At 71.7% G+C, this 17,279-nt stretch carries 14 protein-coding genes; 5 read left to right on the forward strand and 9 right to left on the reverse strand.

Translation table 11 applies throughout. From position 1 onward, the window contains the following. The first annotated feature begins 108 nt into the window (after positions 1 to 108). Both ACFT2C_RS12910 and ACFT2C_RS12915 read left to right on the forward strand, forming a co-directional pair. On the forward strand, positions 109 to 1,785 hold the full coding sequence (locus tag ACFT2C_RS12910) for an AbfB domain-containing protein (protein WP_377207460.1): 1,677 nt from the start codon (positions 109 to 111) through the stop codon (positions 1,783 to 1,785). Positions 1,786 to 1,890: 105 nt separating this feature from the next. After that, positions 1,891 to 3,393 (forward strand): alginate lyase family protein, encoded by a 1,503-nt coding sequence (locus ACFT2C_RS12915; protein ID WP_377207461.1) that lies wholly within the window; start codon positions 1,891 to 1,893, stop codon positions 3,391 to 3,393. Here the strand turns inward: ACFT2C_RS12915 and ACFT2C_RS12920 are convergent. Genes ACFT2C_RS12920 through ACFT2C_RS12935 form a run of 4 tightly spaced genes read right to left on the reverse strand, consistent with a single transcriptional unit; the run spans position 3,368 to position 9,223 of the window. Then, entirely contained in the window at positions 3,368 to 6,106 is a 2,739-nt protein-coding gene (locus ACFT2C_RS12920) for a family 78 glycoside hydrolase catalytic domain (RefSeq protein ID WP_377207462.1), read from the reverse strand. The two genes, ACFT2C_RS12915 and ACFT2C_RS12920, sit on opposite strands and share 26 nt — an antisense overlap. Positions 6,107 to 6,117: 11 nt before the next feature. Next, positions 6,118 to 6,957, reverse strand: a complete 840-nt coding sequence (locus ACFT2C_RS12925) for a carbohydrate ABC transporter permease (RefSeq protein WP_377207463.1) — start codon at positions 6,955 to 6,957, stop codon at positions 6,118 to 6,120. After that, the gene (locus tag ACFT2C_RS12930) at positions 6,954 to 7,880 is read right to left on the reverse strand and encodes a carbohydrate ABC transporter permease (RefSeq protein WP_377207464.1); all 927 of its coding nucleotides are present in this window, start codon (positions 7,878 to 7,880) and stop codon (positions 6,954 to 6,956) included. The genes ACFT2C_RS12925 and ACFT2C_RS12930 overlap by 4 nt, the downstream gene beginning before the upstream one ends. Further along, a complete protein-coding gene (locus ACFT2C_RS12935) occupies positions 7,874 to 9,223 on the reverse strand; it encodes an ABC transporter substrate-binding protein (RefSeq protein ID WP_377207465.1) in 1,350 nt (449 codons plus the stop codon). The genes ACFT2C_RS12930 and ACFT2C_RS12935 overlap by 7 nt, the downstream gene beginning before the upstream one ends. A 130-nt stretch (positions 9,224 to 9,353) precedes the next feature. Between ACFT2C_RS12935 and ACFT2C_RS12940 the strand changes: the two genes are divergently transcribed. Then, positions 9,354 to 10,427 carry a LacI family DNA-binding transcriptional regulator gene (locus ACFT2C_RS12940; RefSeq protein WP_377207466.1) on the forward strand — a complete coding sequence of 358 codons (1,074 nt, stop codon included), beginning with the start codon at positions 9,354 to 9,356 and terminating at the stop codon, positions 10,425 to 10,427. Positions 10,428 to 10,599: 172 nt separating this feature from the next. Here ACFT2C_RS12940 and ACFT2C_RS12945 read toward each other — a convergent pair whose 3' ends face one another. The 3 genes from ACFT2C_RS12945 to ACFT2C_RS12955 form a co-directional block, all read right to left on the reverse strand. Further along, on the reverse strand, positions 10,600 to 11,160 hold the full coding sequence (locus ACFT2C_RS12945) for a MarR family winged helix-turn-helix transcriptional regulator (RefSeq protein ID WP_377207467.1): 561 nt from the start codon (positions 11,158 to 11,160) through the stop codon (positions 10,600 to 10,602). A gap of 67 nt (positions 11,161 to 11,227) precedes the next feature. Further along, complete coding sequence (locus ACFT2C_RS12950) at positions 11,228 to 11,719, reverse strand: MerR family transcriptional regulator (protein ID WP_377207468.1); 492 nt, start codon at positions 11,717 to 11,719, stop codon at positions 11,228 to 11,230. Between the two features lie 9 nt (positions 11,720 to 11,728). Further along, positions 11,729 to 12,613 carry an SDR family NAD(P)-dependent oxidoreductase gene (locus ACFT2C_RS12955; RefSeq protein WP_377207469.1) on the reverse strand — a complete coding sequence of 295 codons (885 nt, stop codon included), beginning with the start codon at positions 12,611 to 12,613 and terminating at the stop codon, positions 11,729 to 11,731. 220 nt (positions 12,614 to 12,833) lie between these two features. On the opposite strand from ACFT2C_RS12955, the gene ACFT2C_RS12960 reads away from it, so the two are divergent. Beyond that, a complete protein-coding gene (locus ACFT2C_RS12960; RefSeq protein ID WP_377207470.1) occupies positions 12,834 to 13,613 on the forward strand; it encodes a GNAT family N-acetyltransferase in 780 nt (259 codons plus the stop codon). A 35-nt stretch (positions 13,614 to 13,648) separates the two neighbouring features. Here the strand turns inward: ACFT2C_RS12960 and ACFT2C_RS12965 are convergent, their stop codons facing one another. Together ACFT2C_RS12965 and ACFT2C_RS12970 are read right to left on the reverse strand one after the other, a co-directional pair. Beyond that, positions 13,649 to 14,590 carry a DUF808 domain-containing protein gene (locus ACFT2C_RS12965; protein ID WP_377207471.1) on the reverse strand — a complete coding sequence of 314 codons (942 nt, stop codon included), beginning with the start codon at positions 14,588 to 14,590 and terminating at the stop codon, positions 13,649 to 13,651. Positions 14,591 to 14,677: 87 nt separating this feature from the next. Then, a complete protein-coding gene (locus tag ACFT2C_RS12970) occupies positions 14,678 to 16,624 on the reverse strand; it encodes a heavy metal translocating P-type ATPase (RefSeq protein ID WP_377207472.1) in 1,947 nt (648 codons plus the stop codon). A 39-nt stretch (positions 16,625 to 16,663) separates the two neighbouring features. Between ACFT2C_RS12970 and ACFT2C_RS12975 the strand changes: the two genes are divergently transcribed. Further along, on the forward strand, positions 16,664 to 17,032 hold the full coding sequence (locus tag ACFT2C_RS12975; RefSeq protein WP_377207473.1) for a hypothetical protein: 369 nt from the start codon (positions 16,664 to 16,666) through the stop codon (positions 17,030 to 17,032). Positions 17,033 to 17,279 lie beyond the last annotated feature (247 nt).

Consider the following 17,279-nt stretch of genomic DNA (forward strand, 5'->3'; position numbering starts at 1 on the left):
GGGCGGCCCACCGACGAGCCGCCTCGCCAGGACGGGCGGCTCACCGACGAGCCGCCTCGCCAGGACGGGCGGCCCACCGACGAGCCGTCTCGACAGAACGGAGCGAACATGTCCCGGAACGGCCTCGAAAGATCGCACGCACTCTCCCGGCGCACCTTCCTCGGCGGCGCGGCCGCCGTCCCGCTGCTGGCCTGGGGCGCGCCCACCGTCGCGTCCCTCGCCGCCGGCGGCACGGCCGCCGCTGCGGAGGCAGGGCTGCTGGTCGCGTCGCACCCCAGCGCGCTCCACACGGCGGGCGAGCTCAGCACCGCCGCCGGGCGCGTGTCCGCCCGCTCGCAGCCGTGGGTCGGCGGCTGGGACCGCCTGGTCGCCAACGGGCGCAGCCAGTCCACCTGGACCCCGCGGCCGCTGCAGGACGTGATCCGCGGCGGCGACGGGTCGAACTACGGCCAGCTGTTCGTCGACATCGCCGCGGCCTACCAGAACGCGCTGCGCTGGCGCCTCACCGGCAGCGCGGCGCACGGCGACACCGCCGTCAACATCCTCAACGCCTGGTCCGGGACGCTCCGGTCCGTGGGCGGCAACGCGGACCGCTTCCTCGCCTCCGGGATCTACGGGTACGAGTTCGCCAACGCGGCCGAGCTGGTGCGCGACCACCCGAGCTTCAACCGCACGCGGTTCCGCGACATGCTGCTGAACATCTTCCACCCGATGTGCGAGGACTTCCTGACCAACCACAACGGCGCAGTGATCACCAACTACTGGGCCAACTGGGACCTGTGCAACATGGCCGCGATCCTGGCGATCGGCATCTTCGCCGACCGCGACGACCTGGTCAGCCGGGCGGTCGGCTACTTCCGGACCGGCGCGGGCAACGGGTCGATCGACCACGCGATCCCGTACGTGTACGACGACCTGGGCCTGGCCCAGTGGCAGGAGAGCGGCCGCGACCAGGGGCACAGCCTCATGGGCATCGGCATGATGGCCACCGTCTGCGAGATGGCCTGGCACCAGGGGATCGACCTCTACGGCCACGGATCCAACCGCTTCCTCAAGGCCGCGGAGTACGTCGCCAAGTACAACCTCGGGCTCGAGGTCCCGTTCACCGACTACACGTGGCAGTCCGGCCCCAGCACCACCGCCCCGCACGTCGGATGGCAGACGCACACCGAGGTGAGCTCCGCGAGCCGCGGGCAGGAGCGGCCCGTCTGGGACACGGTCCTCGGCCACTACGAGGGGCGACGGGGCCTGTCGGCCCCGTGGGTCAGGCAGATGGCCGAGAGCATCCGGCCCGAGGGCGGCGGCGGCGACTACGGTCCGAACTCGGGAGGCTACGACCAGCTCGGCTTCACCACGCTCATGTTCGCGCCGCCCGACCGGGCCGTCGCCCGCCTCCAGTCGTACAACTACCCCGACCGCTACGTGCGGCACGCCAACTACGTCGGCCGCCTCGACTCCAACGTCTCACCGCCGGAGGACGCCCAGTTCCGCATCCGGCGCGGCCTGGCCAACCCGGGATCCGTCTCCTTCGAGGCGGTCAACAAGCCCGGGTACTTCCTGCGGCACTGGGACTACGCGATCCGGCTGGAGCAGTACGACAACACGGCGACGTTCCGCGCGGACGCCACGTTCGCGCAGCAGACCAGCACGGTCGGCTCCGGGTACGTCAGGTTCCGGTCGCACAACTTCCCGGACCGGTTCCTCCGGCACCAGGACAGCCTGCTCCGGATCGACTCGCTCGACTCGGACCTGGCCGTTCAGGACGCCGCCTTCCGCATCGTGTGACGGACCGCCCGGAAGAGGCGCTAGGGTGGCCGGACTGCGTGGGTGAATTGTCCGGATAACGTTCTCCCGCGCTCGAGTCCCCCAGCCTCGATCGAACGGAACAGCATGTCTCCGAAGGACACCACCGGTCCGCGGGCGAGCCACGCCCGCGGACCGCTCTCCTCGACCGGCAAGATCACCCGCCGGGCCGTCATCGCCGGCGCGGCCGCCGCGGTCCCCTTCATCGCCTGGTCCGCCTGGGCCGCCCGACCGGACGGAACCGGGACGACGGCGCTCGCGGGCTCGAACGGCTCGGCTGCCCCGGCCGGCCTCCGGGGACCGGGCGGGTCCCCGAGCGCGTCGCCGTCCGGATCACCCTCGGCGTCGCCCTCGGCATCCCCGTCGGGGTCCCCGTCACCATCGACCTCTCCCTCGGCATCGGCGGCGGCATCGGCATCGGCATCGGCGTCGCCGTCCGGCACCCCGTCGGCGACACCCTCGCCGACCCCCAAGCCGCTCGACCCGACGCGGCCCGGCCTGCTGCACTCCGCGGCCGACCTCGAACGCGTCGCCGGCAAGGTCGCCGCCGGCGCCCAGCCCTGGACGTCGGGCTGGGACCGCCTGGTCGCCAACGGCCGGTCGGCCGCCGACTGGCAACCCCGTCCGCTGCAGGACGTGATCCGCGGCGTCCCCGGCGACAACGTCGGCCAGATGTACGCCGACATCCACGCCGCCTACCAGAACGCCCTGCGCTGGCGGATCAGCGGAGAGAAGGCCCACGGCGACGCCGCCGTCCGCATCCTCAACGCCTGGTCGGGCACCATGCGGTCGCTGGGCGGCAACGCCGACCGGTTCCTCGCGGCAGGGATCCACGGCTACCAGTGGGCGAACGCCGCCGAGCTCGTGCGCGACCACCCCGACTTCGACCTGCCGCGCTTCAAGAAGATGCTGCTCGGGATCTTCTACCCGATGAACGACGACTTCCTCAGGAACCACAACGGCGCGGTGATCACGAACTACTGGGCCAACTGGGACCTGTGCAACATGTGCTCGGTGCTCGCCATCGGTGCCTTCACCGACCGCAAGGACCTGGTGAACCAGGCCATCGGCTACTTCAAGAGCGGCAAGGGCAACGGGTCCATCAAGCACGCCGTCCCGTTCGTGTACGAGCGCGAGGGCCTGGCCCAGTGGCAGGAGGCCGGCCGCGACCAGGGGCACACCGTGATGGGCATCGGCATGATGGCCACCTTCTGCGAGATGGCCTGGCACCAGGGCGTCGACTGCTACGGCTACGACAACAACCGCTTCCTCAAGGCCGCCGAGTACGTCGCCAAGTACAACCTCGGCTACGACGTCCCGTTCACCGACTACACGTGGCAGTCCGGCCCTCTCTCCATCGCCTCGCACGTCGGATGGGCGACCCACACGGTGGTCAGCGACTACTCACGCGGCCACGTCCGGCCCGTCTGGGACATGGTCCTGGGCCACTACGCCGGGCGCAGGGGCCTCTCGGCGCCCTGGACCCGGCGCATGGCGCAACGCATCCGGCCCGACGGCGGCGGCGGGGACTACGGCAACGGCGGCGGCTACGACCAGCTCGGCTTCACGACGCTGCTCGACGCGCGCTGACCCATCGGGGGTCGGGCACCGTCCACTCGTGCTCGCCGGACCCCACGTCGATCTGGTCGCCCGCGGCGCCGTCGGCGTCGTCCCTGCCGCCCGGCAGGACGACGACCGCCGAGGCGTTCGCGGGCACCACCGCGCGTACGACGATCTGCCCGTCCCGCGCCTCCCAGCCGGCCTCCGCCGTGCCGTACGGGGTCTCGAAGCGCGTCGCGGCCCGGTCCAGCCCCACGATCGGGACCGGCGCGACCCGCAGCTTCCGGTAGCCGGGCGCAGCCGGCGCCAGCCCGGCCACGGTGCGGTGCAGCCAGTCGGCGACAGCCCCGAAGGCGTAGTGGTTGAACGACGTCATCTCGCCGGGGTTGATGCTGCCGTCGGGCAGCATGCTGTCCCACCGCTCCCAGATCGTCGTCGCGCCCATCGTCACGGCGTACAGCCAGGACGGCACGCCGGTCTGGAGCAGCAGGCGGGCCGCGACGTCGGCGTGGCCGGTGGTGGTGAGCGCGTCCTGGATGATCGGGGTGCCCACGAACCCCGTGCCGATGCGGTGGTCGGCACGCCGCACGAGCGACGCGAGCCGGTCCCCCATCGCCGCGCGCGTCGCGTCGTCGACCAGGTCGAACGCGATCGCGAGCGCGTAGGCGGTCTGCGCGTCCGACACGATGCGGCCCGACGGCGTCGTGTACTCCCCCACCCAGGCCTGCCGCGCTCGTTCGGCGAGGTCACCGTACGTGGCCGCGTCCTGCCCGTGGCCCAGCTCGCGCGCCGCCCGTGCGACGAGCTGCAGCGAGCGCACCAGGTAGGCGCTCGCCACGATGTCGGGGGCGGTCTTCGCGCCGGCGGGGTCGTCCGGCGGCGCGTCCGGGTCGAGCCAGTCCCCGAACTGGAAGCCGCCCTCCCACAGCAGCCGGTCGCCGGCAACGCCGAGCAGGACGTCGGCCCAGGCCCGCATGCTCGGGTACTGCTCGGCGAGCGCCCGCCGGTCGGCGAACCGCTCCAGCAGCGTCGTCGGCACGACGGTGGCGGCGTCGCCCCAGGCGGCGGCGGGCTCGGTCCCGAAGGGGAGCACCATCGGCACGACGACGGGGCAGACGCCGTCGCGCTCGGCCTGCTCGGCGGCGACGTCGCGCAGCCAGGAGGCAAGGAACGCGTCGCTGTCGAACAGGTAGCTCGCCGTCGGGCCGAAGACCTGGATGTCGCCGGTCCAGCCGAGGCGCTCGTCGCGCTGGGGGCAGTCCGTGGGCAGGGAGACGAAGTTGCCGCGCATGCCCCAGACCACGTTCTCGTGCAGCCGGTTGACCCGCTCGTCCGAGCACTCGAACCAGCCGGTGCGCCGCATGTCGCTGCTGATGACGACGGCGGTGATCGCCGCCGTGGCGGTCTCCAGGTCGAGCTCGCCGGGCCAGCCGTCGACCTCGGCGTACCGGAACCCGTGGAAGGTGAACTCGGGCTCGAGCACGTCGTCGCCGCCCGAGAGCACCAGATGGTCCGTGGCCGCGGCGTCCCGCAGCGGGCGGACGCCGAGCTCGCCATGCTCCAGCACCTCGGCGTGCCGGAGGGTGACGACCTGGCCACGCTCCCCCGTGACCCGCACGCGGAGCCGGCCCACCAGGTTCTGCCCGAAGTCGAGCACGGTGCGCCCGGACGGCGTGGTGATCACCTCGCGGACGGCGATCTCCTCGACCCGGCGCACGGGTTCCGCGATCGCGGGCTCGGGCACGACGCCTGGCGCGCCGACCCCTGTATCGGTCCCCGTGTCGACCCCCGCGTCCACCCGCACAGCCGGCCACGACGAGTCGTCGAATCCCGGCAGGCTCCAGCCCGGCGCGGCGCGGCGGGCGTCGATCCGCTCGCCCGCGTAGATGCCGCTCGCCACGACGACGCCGGTCGCCGACCCGCGCCAGTCCGGCCCCGTCGTCAGGACCCGGGTCGTCCCGTCGGCGAGCTCGACGTGCAGCTGGACCGCCACGGCGGGCTGCTCCCCGTAGAAGGTCCGGGCGGCGCCGTGGAAGCCGTACCGCTCGGTCCACCACCCGCCCGCCAGGCGGACGCCGACGGCGTTCGCGCCTGCGCGCAGCAGCGCCGTCACGTCGGTCGCCTCGTGCACGAGGCGGTGCTGATAGGCGGTCCAGCCCGGTTTGAGCACGGCGTCGTCGACGTCCTGCCCGTTGATCTCCACCTGGTAGACGCCGTGGGCGGACGCGTAGAGCGTGGCCCGGGCGACGTCGCCGTCGAGGTCGAGCTCGGTGCGGAGCAGGCCGGGGGTCGCCGGCTCGGCAGGCCCTGCGGCGGCCGCGCCGTCTTCGGTGCCCGCGCCGTCCTCAGCGCCGGAGCCGGCGAGCCCGACGAACGGCGCCACCCACTCGCCGTCGGCCAGGAACGTGCTGCGCACGGTGACCGGGTCGCTCCACGGCGAGGTGCCGCCGTCGACGCCGGTGACGCGCACCTCCACGGTGTGCCGAGCGTGCGGGCGCAGCGGCTCGAACGGCCAGGCGACGAACCGGGACTCGTCGGTCTCCAGGCGCTGCACCCGCTCTCCCGCCTGCCCGCCGTCGAGCCGCACCTCGGCGCCGGCCTGCCACCAGCCCGGCACGGCGGAATCGACGGTCCAGCTCAGTCGCGGCGTCGGCGTGTCGGCGAAGGCGCCGTCGGTGCGGCGCTCGACGCGCACCCTGCTGACCGACGTCGTACTGGCGGCGTTCGGGGATTCGTTGTTCACAGGTGAGCCTTTCAGCCCTTGACCGCGCCGGACGTCATGCCGGCCACGATCTGGCGGTTGAAGAAGATGTACATGACCAGGGGCGGCACGGTGATCAGCAGGATGTCCATGAACAGCAGGTTGAACTGGCTGACCATCTGGCTCTGGAAGTTGTAGAGCGTGAGCTGGACCGTCGCGTTCTCGTCCCCGGGCAGGAAGTACAGGGGGTTGGTGAAGTCGTTGAACACGGCCACCGCCTGCACCACGACCACGGTGATGATCACCGGCCGCAGCAGCGGCAGGATGACGGCGAAGAAGAGCCGCAGCGGCCCGGCGCCGTCGATGACGGCGGCCTCGTCGAGCTCGCGCGGGATCGTCGCGACGAACGCGCGGAACAGCAGGATGCAGAACGAGAGGCCGAAGGTCGCCTCGATGAGGATCAGCCCGGGCATCGTCTTGAACAGCCCGACCCGCTGCAGCACCCAGATCGTCGGGACGACGGCGGGCGGCACGATCAGGCCGGCCAGCACGAAGAAGTTGACGACCCCGTTGAACCGCGAGCGGCGCCGCTGCAGCAGGTACCCGACCATCGCGGCGAGGATCACCATCACGACGACGCTCACCACGGTGAGGATCGTGCTGTTCACGAAGGCGCGGACCACTATGCCGTCGCGCGTGGCGAGCACCTCGGTGAGGTTCTCGGCGAAGGCCCAGTCCTGCGGCCAGGAGAACTGCAGGCGCGACGCGTCGGACGCGTCCTTGGCCGCCGTCAGGAAGATGAACGCGAACGGCACGAGGAAGACCACCACCGACGCGAGGATGGCCACCGTGCCGGCGGCCAGGGAAGAGGCTCGGGATCCGGTGCGCCTCATCGGTCGACCTCCTTCCGGTTCAGCAGCATCGAGATCGGCACCATGACCGCCGTCACCACGAGGAAGAGGATCACGTTGCCCGCGGTGGACAGCCCGTAGAAGCCCGCCTGGTACTGCTTGTAGATGACCGACCCGATGACGTCGCTCGTGAAGCCGGGGCCGCCGCCGGTGGTCGCCCAGATCAGGTCGAACGACCGCAGGCCGCCGATCAGCGACAGGATGATGACCGTCGCCGTGGCGGGCTGCACCAGGGGCAGCGTGATGGACCGGAACTGCTGCCAGGCGCCGGCGCCGTCGACCCGCGCGGCCTCGTAGTACTCCTGCGGGATGGCGACGATGCCCGCGATGTAGATGAGCGTCGCGATGCCAAGCCCCTTCCAGACGTCGACGGCGGCGATCGTCAGCAGCGCCTGGGCGGGGTCGGTGAACCACCCGGGCCCGTCGATCCCGAGCGCGGCGAGCATGGTGTTGACCACGCCGTCGAACGGGTCGAGCAGTGCCTTGAACGTGATGCCGACGCCGATCGTGGAGACCAGCACCGGGAAGAACACCACGGAGCGCAGGTAGCCACGCCCGACGAGCTGCGAGGTGAGCAGCACGGCCAGCGCCAGCCCGAGCACCACCTTGGCGCCCGACGTCACGAAGCCGTAGACCAGGGTGTTCACGAAGCCGCGCGAGAGCTGCGGCTCGGAGAAGAACTGGACGTAGTTCTCCAGGCCGATGAACTCGGTGTCGAACAGCGTCCAGCGGGTCAGGCTGAACCAGAACGACGCGAACGTCGGCACCGCGAAGAACACCAGGTACAGCGCCGCGGCCGGCAGCAGGAACCACGACGGGTAGATGCTGCGCTGGGTCGCCGAGGTGGAGCCCGCCGCACGACGGCGCCCGCCGGGCCGCACCTCGGTCTGGAGCGCGGCTACCATCCCTCGAGACCGAGCTGCTTGGCCTGGCTCTCGACGTCCTGGTCGTAGAACGCCGCGGCGTCCTCGGCGCTGCGGATGCCGGAGCCGACCTCGACGGTGACCTTCTCCAGGTTCGGGCCCTTGACCGGGGACAGGAACTCGAGCGCGTTCGCGGTCCGGCCCTCGTCGAAGTAGGCCTGGATGTCGTCGAGCAGCGGCGGGGCGTCGTCCGGCACGTCGCACGTGCCCGCGTACGGGCCGGCGGGCGGGAGCAGCTCGTTCTGGACCGCGCACCCGGCGTCGCTGTTGGCGAACGCGACGAACTCCTTGGCCGCCTCGAGCTCGGCGCCCTCGGTGGACCGCGGGACGTACAGCGCATTCGGCTGCCAGATGGTCGCCTGGGTGTTCTCGGCGTCCTCGGCGGGCAGCGCGAAGAAGCCGAGGTCGTCGACCCCGTCGGGCGTGTTCTGCAGGACCGTCTGGATCACGCTCGACAGCATCGGGTAGTGCACGCCCTCGCCCTCGGCGACCATGCGGGCGCCGTCCGGGAACGTCGCGGACGGGAAGTCCTCGTTGAAGTAGCCGGCCTCGGCCACCTCCTGCTGGTGCTGGAACCCTTCGAGCGCCGGCTCGTCGGCGTAGGACCGCTGGTGCGCCGTGTACTGGTCGGCCCACTCCGGGTCGACGGCGAGCACGTTGGCGAAGTCGCCCAGCACGAAGAGCTGGCTCGTCCACGTCTCGCCGTAGGTCTGGATGACCGGCGCGACCCCGTCGCCCTCGGCGGCGATCTTCTCGTTGTTCGCCATGAACTCGTCCCAGGTCTCCGGGACCGTCAGCCCGAGCTCCTCATAGAGCGGCTTGTTGTAGACGACGCCGCCCGCGAACGACGCGCCCAGCGGCGCCCCGTAGAGCCCGTTGTCGGTGCTCGCGACGGGGACGAACTCCTCGGTCAGCGAGCCGACCCACTCCTGGTCGCTCAGGTCGACCAGCGACGAGTCCGGGTTGAGCGCCTGCAGCAGCGAGCCGGAGTTGTAGAAGAAGACGTCGGCCATCTCCCCCGTGGACAGCCGGGTCTTGATCAGGTTGTCGCCCTCGGTGCCGCCCGGGCGGATCTCGACGCTGACCGAGATGTCGGGGTGCTCGGCCTCGAAGGCCTCGACCAGGGCCTCGGCGGTCTCGGGGTTGGGCGCGTCGTTCGTCGTGAGAAAGGTGATCTCGGTGGTTCCGCCGTCGTCGCCGGACGACGAGCAGCCGGCGAGCACGAGCAGGGGGACGGCTGCGGCGGCCAGCGCCGCGCGATGACGTGGGCTCCGTCCACGACTTGCGGGTTCACGGGCAGGGGGCTGATGAACTGCCTGGGACATCTCTCTACCTCCTTGTAGAGCGAAAGGATCGTAGAGCGATCTACACTCCCTCGATGAATCCTTTCAGCGGGTCCACGCTAGCGAGGGCCCTATAGGGTGTCAACCGATCTACAGAATCGGGAACAGAGCCGTGACCCCAGCAGAACCCCCGCCGGACGACGGCCGGTCTCCGGCGCCCAGGCCCCGCCCGTCCACCATCGAGGACGTCGCCCGCGAGGCCGGCGTCTCGCGCGCGGCGGTCTCCAAGGTGATCCGCAACGCCTACGGTGTCAGCGCCCGCATGCGGGCTCAGGTCGAGGCCGCCATCGAGCGCCTGGAGTACCGGCCCCGGGTCGCCGCGCGGGCGATGCGCGGCGCGAGCTTCACGCTCGGGTTCGAGATCCCCCAGGTGGGCAACGACTTCCTGACGATGATCGTCGACGGTGCGACCGAGGCGCTCGCCGCCAGCCCGTACCAGCTGATCATCGCCCCGCTCGGCCGGGACCAGAAGAGCGACATGGCGATCAACAGCCTCGCGGACCGTCAGGTCGACGGCATAGTGGCCATCTCGCCCCGGGTGGACCCGGCCTGGATGGAACGGATCGCCGAACGCACTCCCCTGGTGATGATCGGCAGGCACGACACGTCGGACCGCTACGACACGATCACCGGCGACGACCGCTCCGGCGCCGAGCAGGTCATGACGCACCTCATCGAGCTCGGCCACCGCAGGATCGTCCACCTGACCATCTACCCGTTGCGGCCGGAACCGCCCTGGGCGGGCCAGGCCGGCGACGAGCCGCACGTCATCCGCAACGCCGTCTACCACGAGCGCATGCTCGGGCTCGGCCTGCGGCCCAGGGTGGTCCACACCGTGTTCGACGGCTCGGAGGCGCACGCCGCGACCCGCTCGGTCCTCGACTCCCCCGAGCCGCCGACGGCGATCTTCGCCGGCAACGACACCCTCGCGATCGGCGTCCTGAGCGCCATCGCGGACGCCGGGCTCGACGAGCGCGACGTGTCGGTCGTGGGCTACGACGACATCCCGATCGCCCGCCACCCGCTCGTCTCGCTCAGCAGCGTCGACCAGAGCGGCGTGACCATGGGCCGGGAGGCGGCCCGGCTCCTGCTCGAACAGCTGGCGGGCCGGACGACGACGGTACAGCTCGAGATCGCCACGCAGCTCCGCGAGCGCCGGTCGAGCGCGCCGCCGCGCCGCCCCTGAGCGACCTGCGCCGAAGTGCGGTTCTACCCAGCGATTCGGCCCATACTTTGCGACTTTCGGGCCGAATCACTGGGTAGAACCGCACCTTCGTGGGCGCGCCTACGCCGAGGTCAGGACGATCGCTCCGCCTGGTGGCCGCGGCCGTGCGCCCGGCGTGTGCTGGTCGACCGTCCTACGCTCGACCGTCCTGCTCCCCCTGTGCTCGCGCCTCGACCGCTCGTGCCTCGACGTCCGCGGCGCCGACCGGGCAGTGGGTGGTCGCGCCGTCCCCGCACGATTCCCGGTCACAGAGCCGGCAGAGCAGGAACGTGTCCGGGTTCTCGCCGTACGCCGCGACCAGGAGCTTCTCGAGGAGCGTCGTGAGCGTGGCCCGCTCGCCGTCGTCCAGGTCCGTGAGCAGGCCGGCGACCCGGTCCTCGCGGGTCGTCAGCACGGCCCGCGCCGCCCGCCAGCCCTGCTCGGTCGGGTGCACGGCTACCCACTTGCCGATCGACGTGCGCCGCTCGACCAGCCCGCGCGACTCCAGGGAGTCCACCATGCGCGTCGCGGCCGACTGGGTCAGGCCGATCCGCCGGCCGAGCTCGGTCGCGGACAGCCCGGGTGCCTTCGACAGCACGACCAGCGCGGCCGTGCCGCTCGGCCCGGTGGCGGCAGCGGCCGACGTCGCGCCCAGCAGCAGGTCGGTTACCGCGAGGGACGCCGCGCCCAACAGGTTCGCCGTTCTATCATGCATGACTCATGCATATCACGTGCCCGCCGTCACTTCCAGGGCGGGCCACCGGTGGACTGGTTCCGGCCGACTAGACCTGGTCGGCCGCCGGCCGCGGATCCGGCCCGGTCGATCCCCCGTAGGTGGCGATCTTGTACTCCGTGGCCGCCAGGGAGAGGGTCAGCTCCCGGATCCGGCGGCGGATGGTGTCGCGGTGCTCCAGCAGGATGTCGAGCCGCTCGGGCTCGGTCTGCTCCCCGGCGTCGACCAGCTCGATGTAGTGCTGCAGATCGCGCATCGGCATGCCCGACAGCCGCATCCGCGTGAGGAACACCAGGCGGCGCACCGCCGCGGCGTCGTACACACGATGGCCGGTGGAGTCGCGGCTCACCTCGACCAGGCCCGCCCGCTCGTAGTAGCGCAGCGTGTGGGGCGAGACGTCGAGGTGGGCCGCGGCCTCCGCGATGGTCATCGGCTCGGGCGGCCCGTCCAGGTCCGCGAGGGCATGGATCACCTCGACCGACGGCGCGCCGTCCTCCCCGAGCGCCGCCAGCGCCCGCGACATCAGCTCCTCCGTGGCCATATCGGCAGCCTAGAACGCCCGGACGGCCGGGGGCACGCCCGGGAAGTCCGCGGACTCACTCGCCCGGGCCCACTTCTCGACGTCGTCCAGCGCGGACGCGTAAGCCTGCCTGAGGTTGCGGACCGCCTCGGCGCCGAGCGGGAGCCGCAGCGGCGCGTCGAGGGCGTCGAGCACGTCGCGGATCACCGAGGCGCCACGCTCCGGGTCGCCCTCCTGGATGCCGTCGGCCTCGGCCATGTTCGCGCGCACCGCGCCGGTCACCGCGTCGTAGGACGGGTCCGGCGTCGCCGTCCTGAGCACCTCGGACGCGTTGAACTCGGTGCGGAACCGGCTGGGCTCCACGATCAGCACCCGGATCCCGAACGGGGCGACCTCGCCCGCGAGCGCCTCGGACCAGCCCTCGAGGGCGAACTTCCCGGCGGAGTAGCTGCCGACCGCCGGGAACGACCTGCGCCCGCCCTGGCTGCTCATCTGCACGATCGCGCCCGACCCGCGTGCGCGCAGGTGCGGGAGGACGGCGCGCACGTAGGCGGCCGGGCCGAGGAGGTGCTGGTCCAGCATGTCCCGCAGCTGACCGTCCGTGATCTCCTCGGCCGCCCCGACCTGGCCGACGCCGGCGTTGTTGACGAGCACGTCGACCCGTCCGAACACCTCCAGGGCCCGCTGCACGACGCCGGCGGCCGCGTCCGTGTCCCGCACGTCGTGCTCCACCGCGAGCAGCCGGTCCCCGTACCGGGCCTGGAGCGCGTCGAACCGGGCGGCCCGGCGCGCCGTCCCGACCACCCGTTCGCCGGCCCGCAGCGCGGCCTCGGCCAGGGCCAGGCCGAGGCCCGAGCTGGCGCCGGTGATGAGCCATGTCTTGTCGCTGGATGTCTTGTCGCTGGATGTCGTCATGATCGGGACGCTAGGCCTTAGAGCGCGCTCGAAGGCAAGCCTCACGCGGGGCATGCAACGGGTGATCGGCATTTCGTCAGGTAGTCGGCAACCCGGGGTGCCGACTAACTGACGAAATGCCGATCACCCGGCTCGGGCGCGCACCGGTCGGCTGAGCTGGAATGCGCTCGCCCGGGCGCCAGTTGGGAGTGAACGTGAACATCACGTCCGGAAGCCTCGCATGAGCATCATCGACGCCGACCCTTCCGCCCAGCACTCTTCAGGCGAGCGCCCGTCCGTCCTGGACGACGCAGTGCTCGACGACGCAGTGCTCGACGACGCAGTGCTCGACGACGCGATCTGGTCGTCGCTCACGGGAGCCCACGCGCACCTGGCCGAGGGCCGCGACCTCGTCCGCCGGTACCAGGCCGACGTCGCGCCCTTCGCCGCCGTCCGGACCTGGGACGACCCCGGCGTCTGGGACGCCATAGTGGACCTGGTCGGGCACGGCGCCGAGTTCCCGGCCCCGCCTGAGTCCGTCGCGCTGCCGTCCGGCTGGGAACGCGGCGAGCCGTTCGCCGGGGTCCAGCTCGTCGAGACCGAGCGGCTTCGCTCCCGGCCGGACGACGAGGCGGTGCTCCTGGGCGCCGCCGACGTCCCCGAGATGCTCGACCTGGTGGCACGCGCGCAGCCCGGGCCGTTCCTGCCCCGGACCTACGAGCTGGGCCGGTACGTCGGGATCCGGCGCGACGGGCGCCTCGCGGCCATGGCCGGCGAGCGCCTCCGGCCGACGGGCTGGACCGAGATCAGCGCCGTCGCCACCGACGAGCGGTACCGCGGCCAGGGGCTGGCCTCGCGCCTCGTGCTCGACGTCGCCCACCACATCCGCGAGCGCGGCGCGCGCGCCATGCTGCACGCCGCCGCGAGCAACACGAACGCGATCCGGCTCTACGAGAGCCTCGGCTTCACGCTGCGCGGGCCGATGGTCTTCACCAGCGTCCGCACCCCTGCCGGTTCCTGACCAGCGCCGCCTGACTAGAGCCCGGGGCGCTCCCGTCAGGCCCTGACGGGGGCGTCCTTCTTCCGGGACGGCAGCAGGTGCAGCACCGCGACCACGACGGCGCCGACGACCAGGCCGACGATCGCTGAGCACAGCGTGTTGAAGAGCCAGCCGAGCGTGCCGCCCAGGGCGCCGGTGCCGTCATGGATCGCCACCTCGAGGTGGTGCACCCACTCGTACGGCGCCGGCACCCAGCCGGTGCCGTCGGCCCCGAGGTTGACGAGCAGGATGTGCCCGCCCACCCACAGCATGGCGATGGTGCCGACCACCGAGATGACGGCGAGCACCCTCGGCATCGCCTTGACGAGGCCCCGGCCCAGCGTTCTGGAGAACCCGGAGTTCCGCTCGGCCAGGCGCAGGCCGACGTCGTCCATCTTCACGATGGCCGCGACGATGCCGTAGACGATGACGGTGATGACGAACGCCACCACGACGAGGATGATCAGCCGGGACCAGAACGTCTGGTCGGCCACCTCGTCGAGCGCGATCACCATGATCTCGGCCGACAGGATCAGGTCGGTGCGGATCGCGCCCGCCACCATCTGCTTCTCGGCCTCGGGGCTGACCTCGGTGGCCGGAACCTCGGCGTCGTGGTGGCCGGAGACCTTGTGCCAGATCTTCTCCGCGCCCTCGTAGGCCAGGTACGTGCCGCCGATCATGAGGACGATGGGCAGCAGCCACGGCAGGAACTGGCTCAGCAGCAGCGCGGCCGGGAGGATGAAGACCAGCTTGTTCCGGATCGAGCCGACGGCGATCTTCCACACGATCGGCAGCTCGCGCTGCGCCGCGACGCTGCGCAGGTACTGCGGCGTGACGGCGGTGTCGTCCACCACGACACCCGCCGCCTTCGCCGTCGCGCGGCCCGTGGCGGCCCCGACGTCGTCGATCGACGCCGCGGCCAGCTTCGCCAGCGCGGCGATGTCGTCCAGGAGTCCCATCAGGCCACCCATGGCGCCCCCATCTGCGTTCGATGTGTCGTCATGCCGAGCAGCCTATGCAACTTCGCCCCCTGACCGGGCATCGGGCTACTTGTCCGGGCGGAGGTCCAGCCGGCGCAGGAGCTGGGCGTTGAGTGCGACGAGGACCGTCGAGAGCGACATCAGCAGGGCGCCCACCGACATCGGCATCACGAACCCGATGGGCGCCAGGACGCCCGCCGCGAGCGGCACGGAGATCAGGTTGTACCCAGCCGCCCACCACAGGTTCTGCTGCATCTTGCGGTAGCTCGCACGGGACAGCTCGATCACCGACAGGACCGAACGGGGGTCGTCGCTGGCGAGGATGACCCCGGCGGACGCGATGGCCACGTCGGTGCCTGCGCCGATGGCGATGCCGACGTCGGCCTGCGCCAGCGCCGGGGCGTCGTTGACGCCGTCGCCCACCATCGCGACCTTCCGGCCCTCGCCCTGGAGCTGCTGCACCTTGGCGGACTTGTCTGACGGCCGCACGCCGGCGAAGTACCGGTCGACGCCGATCTCGTCGGCGACGGACCGGGCCACCGCCTCGGCGTCGCCGGTGATCATGACCACCTGGACGCCCAGGTCGTGCAGCTTCCGGACGGCGTCCGCGGACTCCGCGCGCACCTCGTCCGCGAGCTTGATCCCGCCGATGACGGCGCCGTCGCGCAGGACGTGCAGGATGATCGCGCCGTCGCCGCGCCAGGCGTCGGCCACCGGCAGCTCGTCCTGGCCGCTCTCCTCCAGCAGGCGCGGCCCGCCGACCCGGATCTCGTGGCCGTCGACCGTGGCCGTGACGCCCACCGCGGGAGACGAGGAGAAGCCGAACGCCCGAGGGACGGTGAGCCCGCGCTCCTGCGCGGCGCGCACTATCGCCTTGGCGAGCGGGTGCTCGCTGTCCGACTCGGCGGCCGCCGCGAGCGCGACCAGCGTGTCGACGTCGACTGTGTCTTCGGTAGCGCGGCTTCCGGTAGCGCCGCCCGCGGGCTGCGCGTCGGCGACGGTGGGCTCGCCCTTGGTGAGGGTGCCGGTCTTGTCGAACAGCACGGTGTCGACGGTGCGCATGCTCTCGAGCGCCAGCCGGTCCTTGATGAGGACGCCGCCGCGGGCGGCCCGCTCGGTGGCGATCGAGACCACCAGCGGGATCGCGAGGCCCAGGGCGTGGGGGCAGGCGATCACGAGCACGGTGATGGTGCGGATGACGGCGTCGTCGGGCATGCCGGCCGCCGACCAGACGACCGCGGTGATCGCCGCGGCGACCAGTGCGAACCAGAAGAGCCAGCCTGCCGCGACGTCCGCCAGGCGCTGGGCGCGCGACGACGAGTTCTGCGCCTCGGTGACCAGCCGCTGGATGCCGGCCAGGGCGGTGTCGTCGCCGGTGGCGGTGACCTCGATCCGCAGGCCGGAGTCGGTGGCGACGGTCCCGGCGGTCACGGGCTCGCCCAGGCCGCGGGGCACGGTGCGCGACTCCCCCGTCACCATGGACTCGTCCATCTCGGCGCGCCCGTCGACGACGCGGCCGTCGGCGGGGATGCTCCCGCCGGGCCGCACGACGACGACGTCGCCGACCACGAGGTCGGCCGGCGCCACCTTGACGATCAGGTCGCCGTCGACCCGCTCCGCCTCGTCGGGCAGCAGCGCGGCGAGGGAGTCCAGGGCCGACGTCGTCTGCGCGAGCGAGCGCATCTCGATCCAGTGGCCGAGCAGCATGATCACGATCAGGAGGGCGAGCTCCCACCAGAAGTCGAGCTGGTGGTCGAGCACCCCGAGGCTCGCGCCCAGGGAGGCGACGAAGGCGACGGTGATCGCGAGACCGATCAGCAGCATCATCCCGGGCTTGCGGGAGCGGAGCTCACTGACCGCGCCGGTCAGGAACGGCCGTCCGCCCCACGCGTACATGACTGTGCCGAGCACCGGCGAGATCACGTTCACCCAGCCGCCGGCGGGCAGCATGTAGCCGAGAATCATCGCGAACATGCCGGAGAACCCGACGACCGGCACGGCCAGGACGAGCATGATCCAGAACAGCCGCCGGAACTGGCCGACGTGGTCGCCATGGCCGGCGTGGCCGCCGTGACCCTCGTGGCCCGCATGCTCGGTGTGCTCGGCATGGCCAGCGTGCTCGACATGGCCGGCGTGGCCAGTGTGCTCGGCGTGCCCCGCGTGGGCGCTGTGGTCCGCGTGACCCATGTGGTCTGCGTGGTCGGTGTGATCCGTGCTGACACCGTGGTCCGTGTGAGCGTGGTCCGTGTGAGCGCTGTGGTCGGAGTGGTCCGTGTGACCCTCGTGCGTCGCGTGGCCCACCTGACCATCGTGATCCGTGTGACCCTCGTGAGCGGTGTGCTCGTGTGGCACTACCGAGTCGTCGGCGACAGGCTGGCCGGGGGTGTGCTGGTGTGGTTCGTTCATCGGATTCGCTCCTGAGTTGAGCAGTGACGCCCGTCGGGCGACAGCACGTCCATATATACCCCTCGGGGGTATCAGCGTCAAGAGGAAAGGCGAGGCTGGACAAGGCCGCAGGCCGCGTGCCGTGCCACCCAGCACCGCCAGCTCGTCAATGAGCCACAGGTGGCCCAGTCATCTGCTGGTGGTGTCGGTTTCCGTGTGGATGGGTTGGCCGTGGCGGTCGGTGAAGTGCCAGCCGTTGTCGTAGTGCATGGTGATGTGGTGG

The sequence above is a fragment of the Promicromonospora sp. NPDC057138 genome (assembly GCF_042670845.1).
Taxonomy (GTDB): Bacteria; Actinomycetota; Actinomycetes; order Actinomycetales; family Cellulomonadaceae; genus Promicromonospora.